Origin of the sequence: Streptomyces lateritius (genome assembly GCF_014649715.1) — a bacterium.
Taxonomy (GTDB): Bacteria; Actinomycetota; Actinomycetes; order Streptomycetales; family Streptomycetaceae; genus Streptomyces; species Streptomyces lateritius.
Genome location: NZ_BMTO01000004.1, coordinates 344,244 through 360,548, shown reverse-complemented (window position 1 = coordinate 360,548; position 16,305 = coordinate 344,244). Strand labels below are relative to the sequence as shown.

Genomic DNA, 16,305 nt, shown 5'->3' with positions numbered 1-16,305 from the left:
GTGCCGGGCTTCCGCGAGAAACCGTGCTTACAGACCCGCGGCCTCGCGCAGGGCGTCCACGCGGTCGGTGCGCTCCCAGGTGAAGTCGGGAAGCTCACGGCCGAAGTGGCCGTAGGCCGCCGTCTGGGAGTAGATCGGGCGCAGCAGGTCGAGGTCGCGGATGATCGCGGCCGGGCGGAGGTCGAAGACCTCGCCGATGGCGTACTCGATCTTCTCGGGCTCGATCGTGTGGGTGCCGAAGGTCTCGACGAAGAGGCCGACGGGCTCCGCCTTGCCGATCGCGTACGCGACCTGGACCTCGCAGCGCGAGGCGAGGCCGGCGGCCACGACGTTCTTGGCGACCCAGCGCATGGCGTAGGCGGCCGAGCGGTCGACCTTGGACGGGTCCTTGCCGGAGAAGGCGCCACCGCCGTGGCGGGCCATGCCGCCGTAGGTGTCGATGATGATCTTGCGGCCGGTGAGGCCGGCGTCGCCCATCGGGCCGCCGATCTCGAAGCGCCCGGTCGGGTTGACCAGCAGGCGGTAGCCCTCGGTGTCCAGCTTGATGCCGTCCTCGACGAGCTGCCGCAGCACGTGCTCGACGACGAACTCGCGGATGTCGGGCGCGAGCAGCGACTCGAGGTCGATGTCGGAGGCGTGCTGCGAGGAGACCACGACGGTGTCGAGACGGACGGCCTTGTCGCCGTCGTACTCGATGGTGACCTGGGTCTTGCCGTCGGGACGCAGGTACGGGATGGTCCCGTTCTTGCGGACCTCGGTGAGGCGGCGGGAGAGCCGGTGGGCGATGTGGATCGGAAGCGGCATCAGCTCCGGCGTCTCGTCCGAGGCATAGCCGAACATCAGGCCCTGGTCGCCTGCGCCCTGCTTGTCCAGCTCGTCCTCATCACCCTCGACACGCTTCTCGTACGCCGTGTCGACGCCCTGCGCGATGTCCGGGGACTGCGACCCGATGGAGACCGAGACGCCGCAGGAGGCGCCGTCGAAGCCCTTCTTCGAGGAGTCGTACCCGATCTCGAGGATCTTGTTCCGTACGAGGGTGGGGATGTCGGCCCACGCCTTCGTGGTGACCTCACCGGCGACGTGCACGAGGCCGGTGGTGATCAGCGTCTCGACGGCGACGCGGGAGGTGGGGTCCTCGCGGAGGAGCGCGTCGAGAATGGTGTCGCTGATCTGGTCAGCGATCTTGTCGGGGTGACCTTCGGTCACGGACTCCGAAGTGAACAGGCGACGGGACACAATGCTCCCTGTGGTTGCAGCGGCTGCTGGCTCAACAATTGTCGGACGGCAGGGGGCTGCGCCCCGCGTCGTACCGCGACCAGTCTATCCGGCGTGCTCGGACATTGGGCCAGGTGTCTCGCAAGCTGGGAGCCGGGGTGTCACCGAAACCGGCCGCCCGCCCGCCGCGAACACCTGTTCCGGTCGCCCGAAGGGACCGGAATGGCGGGATTTCACTCGGCCGGGGCGGTGAAATCCGGACGCGTGACAGATTTCTCGGAATCGTTCGCGGGAACGGACCGCAGGCGGGGCGCGACGAGGTCCCAGACGATCTCCGCAAGGACTTCCTTCGGGCCGTACGGCACGGGCGTGTCCGCGCCGTCCGCGGCGAGCACCACGGCCTCGTTCTCCTCCGAGCCGAAGGTCTTGCGCTCCCCGACCTCGTTGACCACGAGCAGGTCGCAGCCCTTGCGACGCAGCTTCTCCCGGCCATGGGCAAGGACGTCGTCGGTCTCGGCGGCGAAGCCGACGACGACCTGGCCGGGCAGGGCGCGGTCGGCGGAGATCTCGGCGAGGATGTCGGGGTTCCGGACCAGCTCGATGGTGGGGGCTCCCCCGTCGTCCGTCTTCTTGATCTTGCCCTGGGCGTAGACGGCCGGGCGGAAGTCGGCGACGGCGGCCGCCATCACCACGGCGTCGGCGTCCGCCGCGGCCTTCAGGACGGCCTCGCGCAGCTGGACGGCGGTGCCGACGTGGACGACGTCGACGCCGGCCGGGTCGGGGATGCCGGTGTTGGCCTCGACGAGGGTGACCCGGGCGCCCCGGGCGGCGGCGACCCTGGCCAGCGCGTAGCCCTGCTTGCCGGAGGAGCGGTTGCCCAGGTAGCGGACGGGGTCCAGGGGCTCGCGGGTGCCTCCGGCACTGACCACGACATGGCGGCCGACGAGGTCGGGGGCGGCGGCGCCGGCGGTGCGGCCGTGTCGATTCAGGATGTTGCGGCACACCTCGAAGATCTCGGCGGCCTCGGGGAGCCGGCCCTTGCCGGTGTCGACGCCGGTCAGGCGGCCGACGGCGGGCTCGATGACGACGGCGCCGCGGCGGCGCAGCGTGGCGACGTTCTCCTGGGTGGCGGGGTGCTCCCACATCTCGGTGTGCATCGCCGGGGCGAAGACGACCGGACAGCGGGCGGTGAGCAGTGTGTTCGTCAGGAGGTCGTCGGCGAGGCCGTGGGCGGCCTTGGCGAGCATGTCGGCGGTGGCGGGGGCCACGACGACCAGGTCGGCGGCCTGCCCGATCCGTACGTGCGGGACCTCGTGGACGGACTCCCACACCTCGGTGGAGACGGGGTGGCCGGAGAGCGCGGACCAGGTGGCGGCGCCGACGAAGTGCAGCGCGGATTCGGTCGGCACGACCCGTACGTCGTGACCGGACTCGGTCAGCCGCCGCAGCAGCTCGCACGCCTTGTACGCGGCGATGCCGCCGCTGACTCCCAGGACGACCTTCGGCTGTGCCACGGCGCTCAACTCAACTCCCCGCGCTCGGATGCGTACGACTCCATGAGACACCACAGGCCCGGCGGATGTTCCGCCGGGCCTGGAGTGACAAACGTGACAGTGCCTGCCTACTGCGCCGGGCCCTCGATGGCCTCGGAGGTCAGCAGACCCGCGTTGATCTCACGCAGGGCGATCGAGAGCGGCTTCTCGTGGACGTGGGTGTCGACGAGCGGGCCCACGTACTCGAGCAGGCCCTCGCCGAGCTGCGAGTAGTACGCGTTGATCTGGCGCGCGCGCTTGGCCGCGTAGATCACGAGGCTGTACTTCGAGTCGGTGGCCTCGAGCAGCTCGTCGATCGGCGGGTTGATGATGCCCTCGGGCGCGGTGATGGAAGAGGACACGCTCTAGCCTTCCGAAGAAACTTCTGTGAGCTGATCGGGATGATCAGATCCAGGTGATCAGAAATCGATCAAACAACGTTCATCAAGGCTAGCAGCTCACGCGCCACGTCCTCGACGGAGGTGTTGACCAGGGTGGTGTCGAACTCCGGCTCGGCGGCCAGTTCGATCTTGGCGGCCTCGAGACGGCGCTCGATGACCTCGGGCGACTCGGTCCCGCGGCCGGTGAGCCGGCGGACCAGCTCCTCCCAGCTCGGCGGGGCCAGGAAGACCAGCTGGGAGTCGGGCATCGAGTCCTTGACCTGCCGGGCGCCCTGGAGGTCGATCTCCAGCAGCACGGGCTCGCCCGCCTCCAGGCGGTCCAGGACCGCGCGGCGCGGCGTGCCGTAGCGGTTGCCCGCGAACTCGGCCCACTCGAGGAGTTCTCCGTTGGCGACCAGCTTGTCGAACTCGTCGTCCGCCACGAAGAAGTAGTGGACGCCGTGCTGCTCGCCGGGACGCGGCTTCCGTGTCGTGGCCGACACCGAGAGCCAGACCTCGGGGTGGACCTTGCGCATATGAGCGACGACCGTGCTCTTGCCGACCCCGGAGGGGCCGGAGAGCACGGTCAGCCGCGGACGTACCTCTGCTGCCATGCAGCGATTATTCCAGCTGTACGGGTATGCCTGGGACGGCAGTCCCGGATCAGGCGCCGGTGCTGCCGAACTCGCGCTCCAGGGAGGCGATCTGGTTGGAGCCGAGACCGCGCACACGACGGCTTTCGGAGATGCCGAGCCGCTCCATGATCTGCTTGGCGCGGACCTTGCCCACGCCCGGCAGGGACTCGAGCAGCGCGGAGACCTTCATCTTGCCGATGACGTCGTTCTCCTGGCCCGTCTTGATGACCTCGTGGAGGGAGGCGCCGGAGTGCTTGAGTCGATTCTTGACCTCGGCCCGCTCCCGGCGAGCCGCGGCGGCCTTTTCGAGCGCGGCTGCGCGCTGTTCAGGGGTAAGGGGCGGAAGAGCCACGCCTACGTCACCTCGGATGTCGAACTGTCGGATACGGACCGGTGAGGAACCTAGTCGCCCCACACCAGTGGAGCAACGATCAACGTAGTGACCGTTGAACGCTGACTCTGCCCCGGAGACTAGCGGCCTATGCCTCTCCAGTCAGCGAGAACGAAGGAAAAGTCCTGGTCAGCATCGACCGACCAGGACATTTCCGGCATAACGACCGGCTTTTCGGCCAAGTTCTCGCCACGGAGTGAGACGGCCCCGACCTGCGCATTGGCCCGGCGGGCGGTTTACGCGCCGACGGCCTCGCGAATCTCGTCGGCGTACCGCTCCGCGGAGGCGCGCAGCGCGGAGGCGTCCGGGCCGTGCCTCAGGACGCCCCGGCTGACGTTCGGGACCACGTTGCGGACCGCGGCGCCGAAGACCGCCGGGAGGTCGGCGGGCGTCGCGCCCTGGGCGCCGATGCCCGGGGCGAGGAGGGGACCGTTGATGTCGAGGTCGAAGGAGGAGAGGTCGCCGAGGGTGGCGCCGACGACCGCGCCGAAGGAACCCATGGGGGTCTCCCCCGCGTTCTCCTCGGCGAGGTGGGCCAGCATGGTGGCGCCGACGCTCCGGCCGTCCTCGCGTACCGCGCGCTGGACCTCCGAGCCCTCCGGGTTGGACGTGAGGGCCAGCACGAAGAGGCCCGCGCCGGACTCCTTCACCAGGTCGACGGCCGGCTTCAGGGAGCCGTAGCCGAGGTACGGGGAGACCGTCAGGGCGTCCGAGAAGAGCGGCGCGTCCTTGCGGAGGTAGGTCTCGGCGTAGGCGGCCATCGTGGAGCCGATGTCGCCCCGCTTGGCGTCCATGACGACCAGGCCGCCCGCCTCGCGCAGATCGGCGACTGCGCGCTCCAGGACGGCGATGCCCCGGGAGCCGAACCGCTCGAAGAACGCCGACTGCGGCTTGAAGACGGCGACGGTGCCGGCGAGCGCCTCGACGACCGTGAACGTGAAGCGCTCCAGGCCCGCGATGTCGTCGGTCAGGCCCCAGGAGTCCAGCAGGGCGGCGTGGGGGTCGATGCCGACGCAGAGCGGGCCGCGCTCGTCCATGGCGGAACGCAGGCGGGTACCGAAGGAGAGACTCACGGGGTGACCTTTCGGGTGTCGGCGCCGACGGCCTCGGCGAGCGTGGCGTAGGGCGAGGCCGCGAGGCGGGCGGCGAGGCCCTTGTGGATCGCGCGGGCGTAGAAGGGCCCCTCGTAGATGAAGGCGCTGTAGCCCTGGATCAGCGTGGCACCGGCCAGGATGCGCTGCCAGGCGTCCTCGGCGTTCTCGATGCCTCCGACGCCCACGAGGACCAGGCGGTCGCCCACGCGGGCGTGGAGGCGGCGCAGGACGGCCAGGGAGCGTTCCTTGACGGGGGCGCCGGAGAGCCCGCCGGTCTCCCTGATCAGTGCGGGGTCGGACTTCAGGCCGAGCCCCTCGCGGGCGATGGTGGTGTTGGTGGCGATGATGCCGTCCAGACCGAGCTCGAGGGCGAGGTCGGCTACCGCGTCGACGTCCTCGTCGGCCAGGTCGGGGGCGATCTTGACGAGGAGGGGGACCCGCCGGTCGGTGACCGTGCGGTCCGCCGCCTCCCGTACCGCCGTGAGGAGCGGGCGCAGGGACTCGGTGGCCTGGAGGTTGCGGAGCCCGGGTGTGTTCGGCGAGGAGACGTTCACGACCAGGTAGTCGGCGTGCGCCGCGAGGCGCTCGGTGGACTTCACGTAGTCGGCGGCGGCCTCGGCCTCCGGGACGGCCTTCGTCTTGCCGATGTTGACGCCGACGACGGTCCTGAAGACCGGCACGCGCGCGTGGAGGCGGGCGGCGACGGCCGCCGAGCCCTCGTTGTTGAAGCCCATGCGGTTGATCAGCGCTCGGTCCGGGATCAGCCGGAAGAGCCGCTTCTTGGGGTTGCCGGGCTGGGCCTCGCCGGTGACGGTGCCGATCTCGACGTGGTCGAAGCCGAGCATCGACATGCCGTCGATCGCGACGGCGTTCTTGTCGAAGCCGGCGGCGAGGCCGAAGGGGCCGTGCATGCGCAGGCCGAGGGCCTCCGTGCGCAGCTCCTCGTACCGGGGTGCGAGGACGGCGGCGACGAAGGTGCGCAGGACCGGGACGCGGGCGGCCAGGCGGATCCAGCGGAAGGCCAGGTAGTGGGCCTCCTCGGGGTCCATCCGCTTGAAGACGAGGTGGAAGAAGAACTTGTACATGAAGGTGTCCTCACCAAGAGGGGGACACCGTTTCCGGTGTCCCCCTCGTGGGCTGCTAGTCGCGGGCCGCGGTCAGATGCGCCGCGTGTTCCTGGAGCGAGCGGACGCCCACGTCGCCGTGGTTGAGCGCGTCGATGCCCTGGACGGCCGCGGCGAGCGCCTGGACCGTGGTGAGGCACGGGACGCCGCGCGAGACCGCCGCCGTACGGATCTCGTAGCCGTCGAGGCGGCCGCCGGTGCCGTAGGGGGTGTTGACGATGAGGTCGACCTGACCGTCGTGGATCAGCTGGACGATCGTCTTCTCGCCGCCGGGACCCTCGCCCTCGCTGAGCTTGCGCACCACGGTGGCATGGATGCCGTTGCGCTTGAGGACCTCGGCTGTGCCGGACGTGGCGAGCAGCTCGAACCCGTGGGCGACCAGCTCGCGCGCGGGGAAGATCATCGAGCGCTTGTCGCGGTTGGCGACGGAGACGAACGCGCGGCCCTTGGTGGGCAGCGGGCCGTAGGCGCCGGCCTGGGACTTGGCGTACGCCGTGCCGAAGACCGAGTCGATGCCCATGACCTCGCCGGTGGAGCGCATCTCCGGGCCGAGGACGGTGTCGACGCCGCGGCCGTGCACGTCGCGGAAGCGGCTCCACGGCATCACGGCCTCCTTGACGGAGATCGGCGCGTCGAGCGGCAGGGTGCCGCCGTCACCGGTCTTCGGCAGCAGGCCCTCCGCGCGCAGCTCGGCGATGGTGGCGCCGAGCGAGATGCGGGCGGCGGCCTTGGCGAGCGGTACGGCGGTCGCCTTCGAGGTGAAGGGGACCGTCCGGGAGGCGCGCGGGTTGGCCTCGAGGACGTACAGGATGTCACCGGCCATGGCGAACTGGATGTTGATCAGTCCGCGCACGCCGACGCCCTTGGCGATCGCCTCGGTGGAGACGCGCAGGCGCTTGATGTCGAAGCCGCCGAGGGTGATCGGGGGCAGGGCGCAGGCCGAGTCGCCGGAGTGGATGCCGGCCTCCTCGATGTGCTCCATGACGCCGCCGAGGTAGAGCTCGTGGCCGTCGTAGAGCGCGTCGACGTCGATCTCGATCGCGTCGTCGAGGAAGCGGTCGACCAGGACCGGCCGGGTGGGGCTGATCTCGGTGGACTCGGCGATGTACTTCTCCAGGCGCGCCTCGTCGTAGACGATCTCCATGCCGCGGCCGCCGAGCACGTACGAGGGGCGTACGAGGACGGGGTAGCCGATCTCGTCGGCGATGGCCTTGGCGCCGGCGAAGGTGGTCGCGGTGCCGTGCTTGGGGGCGGGCAGACCGGCCTCGGCGAGGACCTGGCCGAAGGCGCCGCGGTCCTCGGCGGCGTGGATGGCCTCGGGAGAGGTGCCGACGACCGGCACACCGTTGTCCTTGAGCGCCTGGGCGAGACCCAGGGGGGTCTGGCCGCCGAGCTGGACGACGACACCGGCGACGGGTCCCGCCAGCGTCTCGGCGTGGACGATCTCCAGCACGTCCTCGAGCGTGAGCGGCTCGAAGTACAGGCGGTCGGAGGTGTCGTAGTCGGTGGAGACGGTCTCCGGGTTGCAGTTGACCATCACGGTCTCGTAGCCGGCGTCGCTGAGCGCGAAGGAGGCGTGGACGCAGGAGTAGTCGAACTCGATGCCCTGGCCGATGCGGTTCGGGCCGGAGCCCAGGATGATGACCGCGGGCTTCTCGCGCGGGGCGACCTCGCTCTCCTCGTCGTACGAGGAGTAGAAGTACGGGGTCTTGGCGGCGAACTCGGCGGCGCAGGTGTCGACCGTCTTGTAGACCGGGCGGACGCCGAGAGCGTGCCGGACCTCGCGGACGACGTCCTCGCGCAGGCCGCGGATCTCGGCGATCTGGGCGTCGGAGAAGCCGTGGCGCTTGGCCTCGGCGAGCAGCTCGGGGTCGAGCCTCTCGGCAGCGGCCAGCTCGTCGGCGATCTCCTTGATGAGGAAGAGCTGGTCGACGAACCACGGGTCGATCTTCGTGGCGTCGAACACCTCCTCGGGGGTGGCGCCGGCGCGGATGGCCCGCATGACGGTGTTGATGCGGCCGTCGGTGGGGCGCACGGCCTCGCGGAGCAGCTCGGCCTTGTCGCCGGGCTCGCCGGTGAAGGCGAACTGGCTGCCCTTCTTCTCCAGGGAGCGCAAAGCCTTCTGGAGCGCCTCGGTGAAGTTGCGGCCGATCGCCATGGCCTCGCCGACCGACTTCATGGTCGTGGTCAGCGTGGAGTCGGCGGAGGGGAACTTCTCGAAGGCGAAGCGCGGGGCCTTGACCACGACGTAGTCGAGCGTGGGCTCGAAGGACGCCGGGGTCTTCTCCGTGATGTCGTTGGGGATCTCGTCCAGCGTGTAGCCGACGGCGAGACGGGCCGCGATCTTCGCGATCGGGAAGCCGGTCGCCTTGGAGGCGAGCGCGGAGGAGCGGGAGACGCGCGGGTTCATCTCGATGACGATGATCCGGCCGTCGTCCGGGTTGACCGCGAACTGGATGTTGCAGCCGCCGGTGTCGACGCCGACCTCGCGGATGATCGCGATGCCGATGTCACGCAGCCGCTGGTACTCGCGGTCGGTGAGCGTCATCGCCGGGGCGACGGTGATCGAGTCACCGGTGTGGACGCCCATCGGGTCGAAGTTCTCGATGGAGCAGACGACCACGACGTTGTCGTTCTTGTCGCGCATCAGCTCCAGCTCGTACTCCTTCCAGCCGAGGATGGACTCCTCCAGGAGCACCTCGGTGGTCGGCGAGAGGGTCAGGCCCTGGCCGGCGATGCGGCGCAGCTCCTCCTCGTCGTGGGCGAAGCCGGAGCCGGCGCCGCCCATGGTGAAGGAGGGGCGGACGACGACGGGGTAGCCGCCGAGCGTCTCGACGCCCTCGATCACGTCGTCCATGGAGTGGCAGATGACCGAGCGGGCGGACTCGCCGTAGCCGATCTTGGCCTTGACGGCCTCGACGACTCCCTTGAAGAGGTCGCGGTCCTCGCCCTTGTGGATCGCCTCGACGTTGGCGCCGATGAGCTCGACACCGTACTTCTCCAGCACACCCTGCTCGTGCATGGAGATCGCGGTGTTCAGCGCGGTCTGGCCGCCGAGGGTGGGCAGGAGGGCGTCGGGGCGCTCCTTGGCGATGATCTTCTCGACGAACTCGGGGGTGATCGGCTCGACGTAGGTGGCGTCGGCGATCTCCGGGTCGGTCATGATCGTGGCCGGGTTGGAGTTGACCAGGATCACCCGCAGGCCCTCGGCCTTGAGGATGCGGCAGGCCTGGGTGCCGGAGTAGTCGAATTCGGCGGCCTGGCCGATGACGATCGGGCCGGAGCCGATGACCAGGACGGACTGGATATCGGTGCGCTTAGGCACGCTCGGCCTCCATCAGGGATACGAAGCGGTCGAAGAGGTACGCGGCGTCGTGCGGGCCGGCGGCCGCCTCGGGGTGGTACTGGACGGAGAAGGCCGGCCGGTCGAGCAGCTGGAGGCCTTCGACGACCTGGTCGTTCAGACAGACGTGGGAGACCTCGGCGCGGCCGTAGGGGGTCTCGGAGACCTTGTCGAGGGGCGCGTCGACGGCGAAGCCGTGGTTGTGCGCGGTGACCTCGACCTTGCCGGTCGTACGGTCCTGCACCGGCTGGTTGATCCCGCGGTGGCCGTACTTCAGCTTGTAGGTGCCGAAGCCGAGGGCGCGGCCGAGGATCTGGTTGCCGAAGCAGATGCCGAAGAGCGGGGTCTTGCGCTCCAGGACGCCCTGCATGACGGCGACGGGGCCGTCGGCGGTGGCCGGGTCGCCCGGGCCGTTGGAGAAGAAGACGCCGTCGGGCCGGACGGCGTACACGTCCTCGACGGTGGCCGTCGCGGGCAGCACGTGGACCTCGATGCCGCGTTCGGCCATCCGGTGCGGGGTCATGCCCTTGATGCCGAGGTCGACGGCGGCGACGGTGAACTTCTTCTCGCCGATGGCGGGGACGACGTAGGTCTCCTTGGTGGCGACCTCGGCGGAGAGGTTCGCGCCCTTCATCTGCGGGGCTTCCTGCACCTTGGCGAGCAGCACGGCGTCGTCCGCGACGGTCTCGCCGGAGAAGATGCCGACGCGCATGGCGCCGCGCTCGCGCAGGTGGCGGGTGAGGGCACGGGTGTCGATGCCGGAGATGCCGACGACGCCCTGGGCGGCGAGCTCCTCGTCCAGCGAGCGCTGGGCGCGCCAGTTCGAGGAGACGCGGGCGGGGTCGCGGACGACGTAGCCGGCGACCCAGATCTTCGCGGACTCGGGGTCCTCGTCGTTGACGCCGGTGTTGCCGACGTGCGGGGCGGTCATCACCACGACCTGGCGGTGGTACGACGGGTCGGTGAGGGTCTCCTGGTAGCCGGTCATGCCGGTGGAGAACACGGCCTCGCCGAAGGTCTCCCCCACGGCCCCGTAGGCGCGGCCGCGGAAGATGCGGCCGTCCTCCAGGACGAGTACGGCGGGAGCCTTGGCTCCCCTTGTGGAGGTCGTCATCGTGCGGTGCCTTCCGTCGTGCTTGCGTGGTTCATGTGGGTGATGGCTTCGACCCAGGCGGTGTGCTCGGCCGCGCGGTCGGAGCGGAATCCGGAGTCGAGGAGCTTCTCCCCGTGGGCCCAGGTGACGATCAGGAGCCCGCCCTCGGCGAGGACCTTGCCCGCGATTCCCTTGTCGAGCCGGGCCTCGCGCAGGGCCTCGGCGGGGATGAAGAAGTCGGTGGCGCCGGGGCGTACGACCTCGATCCCCGCGTCGGTGAGGGTGAGTTCGACGCGGCTGCGAGTGCCCAGGCCGTGGGCGACGATCCGGTCGAGCCACTGCCCGGCGGTCGTGGACCCGTGGTAGCGCCCGCTCAGAGTCAGTCTCGCCTCGCCCGGCGCCTCCGGCATTCCCGGCAGCTCCGGCAGGTCCGACTGGAGGCTGCCCCGCCACTTCCATCCCTGGCGCATCAGCCAGTAGACGAAGGCGACGAAGATGCCCAGGCCGACGACCCAGCCGACGCGTCCGGCCCAGTTGGTGACCTCCGCCGATTTCTCCCCGGCGGCCAGGATGATCAGAGATGTCACGCCAGCTTCCCGTCCACGAGCGTCGCGCGGCCCCGCAGGAAGGTGTGGGTGACGCGTCCCGGCAGCTCGCGGCCCTCGTAGGGGGTGTTGCGGCTGCGGGAGGCGAAGCCCGCGGGGTCCACGAGACCACGGTATGCCGGATCGACCAGCGTCAGGTTGGCGGGCTCACCAGCCGAGACGGGGCGTCCGTGGCCCTCGGCCCGCCCGATCGCCGCGGGCTTGACGGACATGCGGTCGGCGACGCCGGCCCAGTCGAGCAGTCCGGTCTCGACCATCGTCTGCTGGACGACGGAGAGCGCGGTCTCCAGGCCGACCATGCCCATGGCGGCGGCGGCCCACTCGCAGTCCTTGTCCTCGTGCGGGTGCGGGGCGTGGTCGGTGGCGACGATGTCGATGGTGCCGTCGGCCAGGGCCTCGCGCAGGGCGTGAACGTCCCGCTCGGTCCGCAGGGGCGGGTTGACCTTGTAGACGGGGTTGTAGCTGCGGACCAGCTCGTCGGTGAGGAGGAGGTGGTGGGGGGTGACCTCGGCGGTGACGTCGATGCCGCGGGACTTGGCCCAGCGAACGATCTCGACCGAGCCGGCCGTGGAGAGGTGGCAGATGTGGACGCGGGAGCCGACGTGCTCGGCGAGGAGGACGTCGCGGGCGATGATCGACTCCTCGGCGACGGCGGGCCAGCCGCCGAGGCCCAGCTCGGCGGAGACCACGCCCTCGTTCATCTGGGCGCCCTCGGTGAGGCGGGGCTCCTGGGCGTGCTGGGCGACGACGCCGCCGAAGGCCTTCACGTACTCCAGGGCGCGGCGCATGATCACCGCGTCGTCGACGCACTTGCCGTCGTCGGAGAAGACGGTGACGCCGGCGGCCGAGTCGTGCATGGCGCCGAGCTCGGCGAGCTTCTTGCCCTCCAGGCCGACGGTGACGGCGCCGATGGGCTGCACGTCGCAGTAACCGGACTCCTTGCCGAGCCGGTAGACCTGCTCGACGACGCCGGCGGTGTCGGCGACCGGGAAGGTGTTGGCCATGGCGAAGACGGCCGTGTAGCCGCCGGAGGCGGCCGCCCGGGTGCCGGTGAGGACGGTCTCGGAGTCCTCGCGGCCGGGCTCGCGCAGGTGGGTGTGGAGGTCGACCAGGCCGGGCAGGAGGATCTGCCCCTCGGCCTCGATCACCGTCGCGTCCTCGGCCGCCAGCCCCGTACCCACCGCGGCGATGGTCTCGCCGTCGATGAGGACGTCCTGCGCCTCGCCGCCGAGCACCTTCGCACCACGGATCAGGATCTTGCTCATGGTTCTCAGTTCTCCTCGGTACGGGGGTGGGCGGCGGCGGGCTCGTTGCCGCCGAGCAGCAGGTACAGGACGGCCATGCGGATCGAGACGCCGTTGGCGACCTGCTCGACGACCGTGCAGCGGTCCGAGTCGGCGACCTCGGCGGTGATCTCCATGCCGCGGACCATGGGGCCGGGGTGCATCACGACGGCGTGCTCGGGCATCTTCGCCATCCGGTGGCCGTCGAGCCCGTACCGCCGCGAGTACTCGCGCTCGGTGGGGAAGAAGGCCGCGTTCATCCGCTCGCGCTGCACGCGCAGCATCATCACGGCGTCGGACTTCGGCAGCACGCTGTCGAGGTCGTAGCTGATCTCGCACGGCCAGGCCTCGACGCCGACCGGGATCAGGGTGGGCGGGGCCACCAGGGTGACCTCGGCGCCGAGGGTGTGGAGCAGGTCGACGTTGGAGCGGGCGACCCGGCTGTGCAGGACGTCGCCGACGAGGGTGATGCGCTTGCCGGCGAGGTCCTGGCCGAGGCCGGCGTCGCGGCCGACGAGGCGGCGGCGCATGGTGAAGGCGTCGAGCAGGGCCTGGGTGGGGTGCTGGTGGGTTCCGTCGCCGGCGTTGATGACGGGGGCGTCGATCCAGCCGGAGGTGGCGAGGCGGTAGGGGGCGCCGGAGGCGCTGTGGCGGATGACGACGGCGTCGACGCCCATCGCCTCCAGGGTCTGGGCGGTGTCCTTGAGGGACTCGCCCTTGGAGACGCTGGATCCCTTGGCCGCGAAGTTGATCACGTCGGCGGAGAGGCGCTTCTCTGCGGCCTCGAACGAGATGCGGGTACGGGTGGAGTCCTCGAAGAACAGGTTGCAGATCGTGCGGCCGCGCAGGGCGGGCAGCTTCTTGATCGGCCGGTCGGCCACCCGGGCCATCTCCTCGGCGGTGTCGAGGATGAGAACGGCGTCGTCGCGGGTGAGGTCGGCGGCCGAGATGAGGTGACGCATCATCGGGGTTTCGCTCCGTGGTGGGAGGTCGGGGGGCCGGGGGTGTCCCCCGGGAGGCCCGTCGGGCGTGCGGGCGCGCAGGGGTGTGCCCTGGACCCGTCGGGAGCCGGTACGGCTAGGAGGACGGCTTGCCGCCGAGCAGGACGGTGTCGCGACCGTCCTCCTCGGCGAGCTGGACCCTGACCGTCTCCCGCAGCGACGTGGGGAGGTTCTTGCCGACGTAGTCGGCGCGGATCGGGAGTTCGCGGTGGCCGCGGTCGACGAGGACCGCGAGCTGGACGGCGCGCGGGCGGCCGATGTCGCCGAGCGCGTCGAGGGCGGCGCGGATGGTGCGGCCGGAGAAGAGCACGTCGTCGACGAGGACGACGAGCCGGCCGTCGATGCCGTCACCGGGGATCTCGGTGCGGCCGAGGGCCCGGGCGGGCTTCATCCGCAGGTCGTCGCGGTACATGGTGATGTCGAGGGACCCGACCGGGATCGTGCGTCCGGTGATCCCGGCGAGCTTCTCGGCCAGCCGACGGGCGAGGTAGACGCCCCTCGTCGGGATGCCGAGGAGAACCACGTCGTCGGCGCCCTTGGCGCGTTCGACGATCTCGTGGGCGATGCGGGTCAGTACCCGCGCGATGTCCGGACCCTCGAGAACAGGGCGTGCGGCATCGGTCTGCTGCTGCGTGTCCATATGAAACGGACCTCCTTCTCCGCCTCACGGGACGGCTCTTAAAGGACGTCGGGATTGCCCCTCGACTCTACCAGGGGCGGACGACCGTCCTGCTCACCACCCTGCCGACCCCACCGGGCGCCGCCCCCGGAAAGGGGCGGTATGGACCATTCGGCTTGACGGGGACAAGTAACGCTGCGTAACCTCACAGTGAGTTACCAGCCACGCGGCGGAGCCGCACGTTGTCACAGCGTCCGGGGAGCTATATGTCCAGCGAATACGCAAAACAGCTCGGGGCCAAGCTCCGTGCCATCCGCACCCAGCAGGGCCTTTCCCTCCACGGTGTGGAAGAGAAGTCCCAGGGCCGCTGGAAGGCCGTCGTGGTCGGCTCGTACGAGCGTGGTGACCGCGCCGTGACGGTGCAGCGCCTCGCCGAGCTGGCGGACTTCTACGGGGTTCCGGTGCAGGAGCTCCTGCCGGGCACGACTCCGGGCGGGGCCGCCGAGCCGCCGCCGAAGCTCGTCCTGGACCTGGAGCGCCTGGCCCACGTCCCCCAGGAGAAGGCCGGCCCGCTGCAGCGCTACGCGGCGACGATCCAGTCCCAGCGCGGCGACTACAACGGCAAGGTGCTCTCGATCCGCCAGGACGACCTGCGCACCCTCGCCGTCATCTACGACCAGTCGCCCTCGGTCCTGACCGAGCAGCTCATCAGCTGGGGCGTCCTGGACGCGGACGCGCGTCGCGCGGTCGCCCACGAGGAGAGCTGACCTCCAGAAAACGCATCAGCAGAAACGTTGCCGCCGGGGTGGCGGAAGGTCCTACGCCTTCCGCCACCCCGGCGGTTTTCCGCCGTCCGGCGCGCGGCTCTCCACGCCGCTCCGTGCCGCTCCGTGCCGGTCCCGGAGTCCGCGTACGCCGAAGGGGCCCGCAGCACGATGTGCTGCGGGCCCCTTCGACTGCCGGGAGGCCGTCTCTCAGGCTTCCCGGCGCAGGCGCGGCTTCAGGTCCTTGAAGCGGCCCAGGAGGCCGTTGACGAACGTCGGGGACTCGTCGGTGGAGAACTCCTTGGCGAGCTGCACCGCCTCGTCGATCGCCACGGCGTCCGGCGTCTCGTCCAGCCAGATCAGCTCGTACGCGCCGAGGCGCACGATGTTCCGGTCGGCGACCGGCATCCGGTCGAGGTCCCAGTCCACCGCGTAGGTGGCGATGAGCTCGTCGATGCGGTTCGCGTAGTCCGCGTACCCCTCGACCAGCTGCATCGTGAACTCGTTGACCGACGGCTGGCGGTCGTCGGACCGTGCGTGCCGGACCCAGTCCGCGAGGACCTGCTGCACGGACGCACCGCGCTGGTCGGCCTCGAACAGGATCTGGAAGGCGCGCTTACGGGCGTTGCTGCGGGCAGCCACGGTTAGCTGTTCACCCGGCCGAGGTAGTCGCTCGTACGGGTGTCGACCTTGATCTTCTCACCGGTGGTGATGAAGAGCGGGACCTGGATCTCGTGGCCCGTCTCCAGCGTGGCCGGCTTGGTGCCGCCGGTGGAGCGGTCGCCCTGGACGCCCGGGTCCGTGTGCTGGATGGTCAGCTCGACGGCGGCCGGCAGCTCGACGTAGAGCACCGCGCCCTCGTGCTGCGCGACGGAGGCCGTGAAGCCCTCGATCAGGAAGTTGGCGGCGTCACCGACGGCCTTGCGGTCCACGTGCAGCTGGTCGTACGTCTGCATGTCCATGAAGACGAAGTAGTCGCCGTCCATGTACGAGAACTGCATGTCGCGGCGGTCGATGGTGGCCGTCTCGACCTTCACACCGGCGTTGAAGGTCTTGTCGACGACCTTGCCGGAGAGCACGTTCTTGAGCTTGGTGCGCACGAAGGCCGGGCCCTTGCCGGGCTTGACGTGCTGGAACTCGACGACGGACCAGAGCTGGTCCCCGTCGAGCTTGAGCACCATGCCGTTCTTGAGGTCGTTCGTGGAAGCCACGGTTGCGGAATCTCC

16 protein-coding genes are annotated in these 16,305 nt (G+C 70.2%); 1 reads left to right on the top strand and 15 read right to left on the bottom strand.

What is annotated here, in order from left to right; genetic code table 11:
* Positions 1-27 precede the first annotated feature (27 nt).
* The 13 genes from metK to pyrR form a co-directional block, all read right to left on the bottom strand.
* Positions 28-1,236, bottom strand: a complete 1,209-nt coding sequence (metK, locus tag IE136_RS10625; RefSeq protein ID WP_189600189.1) for a methionine adenosyltransferase — start codon at positions 1,234-1,236, stop codon at positions 28-30.
* A 212-nt stretch (positions 1,237-1,448) separates the two neighbouring features.
* Positions 1,449-2,729, bottom strand: coding sequence for a bifunctional phosphopantothenoylcysteine decarboxylase/phosphopantothenate--cysteine ligase CoaBC (gene coaBC / locus IE136_RS10620; RefSeq protein ID WP_189600238.1), 1,281 nt, complete (start codon positions 2,727-2,729; stop codon positions 1,449-1,451).
* A gap of 107 nt (positions 2,730-2,836) precedes the next feature.
* The gene (rpoZ, locus tag IE136_RS10615; protein WP_005319902.1) at positions 2,837-3,109 is read right to left on the bottom strand and encodes a DNA-directed RNA polymerase subunit omega; all 273 of its coding nucleotides are present in this window, start codon (positions 3,107-3,109) and stop codon (positions 2,837-2,839) included.
* Between the two features lie 68 nt (positions 3,110-3,177).
* Positions 3,178-3,741, bottom strand: a complete 564-nt coding sequence (gmk, locus tag IE136_RS10610; RefSeq protein ID WP_158985400.1) for a guanylate kinase — start codon at positions 3,739-3,741, stop codon at positions 3,178-3,180.
* A gap of 49 nt (positions 3,742-3,790) precedes the next feature.
* Positions 3,791-4,114 (bottom strand): integration host factor, encoded by a 324-nt coding sequence (locus tag IE136_RS10605; protein ID WP_030204477.1) that lies wholly within the window; start codon positions 4,112-4,114, stop codon positions 3,791-3,793.
* A 275-nt stretch (positions 4,115-4,389) separates the two neighbouring features.
* Positions 4,390-5,226, bottom strand: a complete 837-nt coding sequence (gene pyrF / locus IE136_RS10600; protein WP_189600188.1) for an orotidine-5'-phosphate decarboxylase — start codon at positions 5,224-5,226, stop codon at positions 4,390-4,392.
* A complete protein-coding gene (locus IE136_RS10595; protein WP_189600187.1) occupies positions 5,223-6,332 on the bottom strand; it encodes a quinone-dependent dihydroorotate dehydrogenase in 1,110 nt (369 codons plus the stop codon). The genes pyrF and IE136_RS10595 overlap by 4 nt, the downstream gene beginning before the upstream one ends.
* A 55-nt stretch (positions 6,333-6,387) precedes the next feature.
* Positions 6,388-9,696: a carbamoyl-phosphate synthase large subunit gene (gene carB, locus IE136_RS10590; protein ID WP_158985406.1), complete on the bottom strand. Its 3,309-nt coding sequence runs from the start codon at positions 9,694-9,696 to the stop codon at positions 6,388-6,390.
* The gene (gene carA / locus IE136_RS10585) at positions 9,689-10,828 is read right to left on the bottom strand and encodes a glutamine-hydrolyzing carbamoyl-phosphate synthase small subunit (protein ID WP_158985409.1); all 1,140 of its coding nucleotides are present in this window, start codon (positions 10,826-10,828) and stop codon (positions 9,689-9,691) included. Before carA ends, carB begins: the two co-directional genes overlap by 8 nt.
* The gene (locus IE136_RS10580; RefSeq protein WP_158985411.1) at positions 10,825-11,394 is read right to left on the bottom strand and encodes a PH-like domain-containing protein; all 570 of its coding nucleotides are present in this window, start codon (positions 11,392-11,394) and stop codon (positions 10,825-10,827) included. Before IE136_RS10580 ends, carA begins: the two co-directional genes overlap by 4 nt.
* Positions 11,391-12,677 carry a dihydroorotase gene (locus tag IE136_RS10575; RefSeq protein ID WP_158985413.1) on the bottom strand — a complete coding sequence of 429 codons (1,287 nt, stop codon included), beginning with the start codon at positions 12,675-12,677 and terminating at the stop codon, positions 11,391-11,393. Before IE136_RS10575 ends, IE136_RS10580 begins: the two co-directional genes overlap by 4 nt.
* Before the next feature lie 5 nt (positions 12,678-12,682).
* Positions 12,683-13,660: an aspartate carbamoyltransferase catalytic subunit gene (locus tag IE136_RS10570; RefSeq protein ID WP_158985415.1), complete on the bottom strand. Its 978-nt coding sequence runs from the start codon at positions 13,658-13,660 to the stop codon at positions 12,683-12,685.
* 112 nt (positions 13,661-13,772) lie between these two features.
* Positions 13,773-14,336, bottom strand: a complete 564-nt coding sequence (gene pyrR, locus IE136_RS10565) for a bifunctional pyr operon transcriptional regulator/uracil phosphoribosyltransferase PyrR (RefSeq protein ID WP_158985417.1) — start codon at positions 14,334-14,336, stop codon at positions 13,773-13,775.
* 245 nt (positions 14,337-14,581) lie between these two features.
* On the opposite strand from pyrR, the gene bldD reads away from it, so the two are divergent.
* A complete protein-coding gene (gene bldD / locus IE136_RS10560; protein WP_005319862.1) occupies positions 14,582-15,082 on the top strand; it encodes a transcriptional regulator BldD in 501 nt (166 codons plus the stop codon).
* A gap of 207 nt (positions 15,083-15,289) precedes the next feature.
* Here bldD and nusB read toward each other — a convergent pair whose 3' ends face one another.
* The gene (nusB, locus tag IE136_RS10555) at positions 15,290-15,721 is read right to left on the bottom strand and encodes a transcription antitermination factor NusB (RefSeq protein WP_158985419.1); all 432 of its coding nucleotides are present in this window, start codon (positions 15,719-15,721) and stop codon (positions 15,290-15,292) included.
* 2 nt (positions 15,722-15,723) lie between these two features.
* On the bottom strand, positions 15,724-16,290 hold the full coding sequence (gene efp / locus IE136_RS10550; RefSeq protein ID WP_158985421.1) for an elongation factor P: 567 nt from the start codon (positions 16,288-16,290) through the stop codon (positions 15,724-15,726).
* Positions 16,291-16,305 lie beyond the last annotated feature (15 nt).

Bases quoted from the DNA above. Each gene is read 5' to 3' on its own strand.
- gmk (WP_158985400.1), bottom strand. From the start codon at position 3,741: ATGGCAGCAGAGGTACGTCCGCGGCTGACCGTGCTCTCCGGCCCCTCC.
- IE136_RS10595 (WP_189600187.1), bottom strand. From the start codon at position 6,332: ATGTACAAGTTCTTCTTCCACCTCGTCTTCAAGCGGATGGACCCCGAG.
- carA (WP_158985409.1), bottom strand. From the start codon at position 10,828: ATGACGACCTCCACAAGGGGAGCCAAGGCTCCCGCCGTACTCGTCCTG.
- IE136_RS10575 (WP_158985413.1), bottom strand. From the start codon at position 12,677: ATGAGCAAGATCCTGATCCGTGGTGCGAAGGTGCTCGGCGGCGAGGCG.
- IE136_RS10570 (WP_158985415.1), bottom strand. From the start codon at position 13,660: ATGATGCGTCACCTCATCTCGGCCGCCGACCTCACCCGCGACGACGCC.
- pyrR (WP_158985417.1), bottom strand. From the start codon at position 14,336: ATGGACACGCAGCAGCAGACCGATGCCGCACGCCCTGTTCTCGAGGGT.
- bldD (WP_005319862.1), top strand. From the start codon at position 14,582: ATGTCCAGCGAATACGCAAAACAGCTCGGGGCCAAGCTCCGTGCCATC.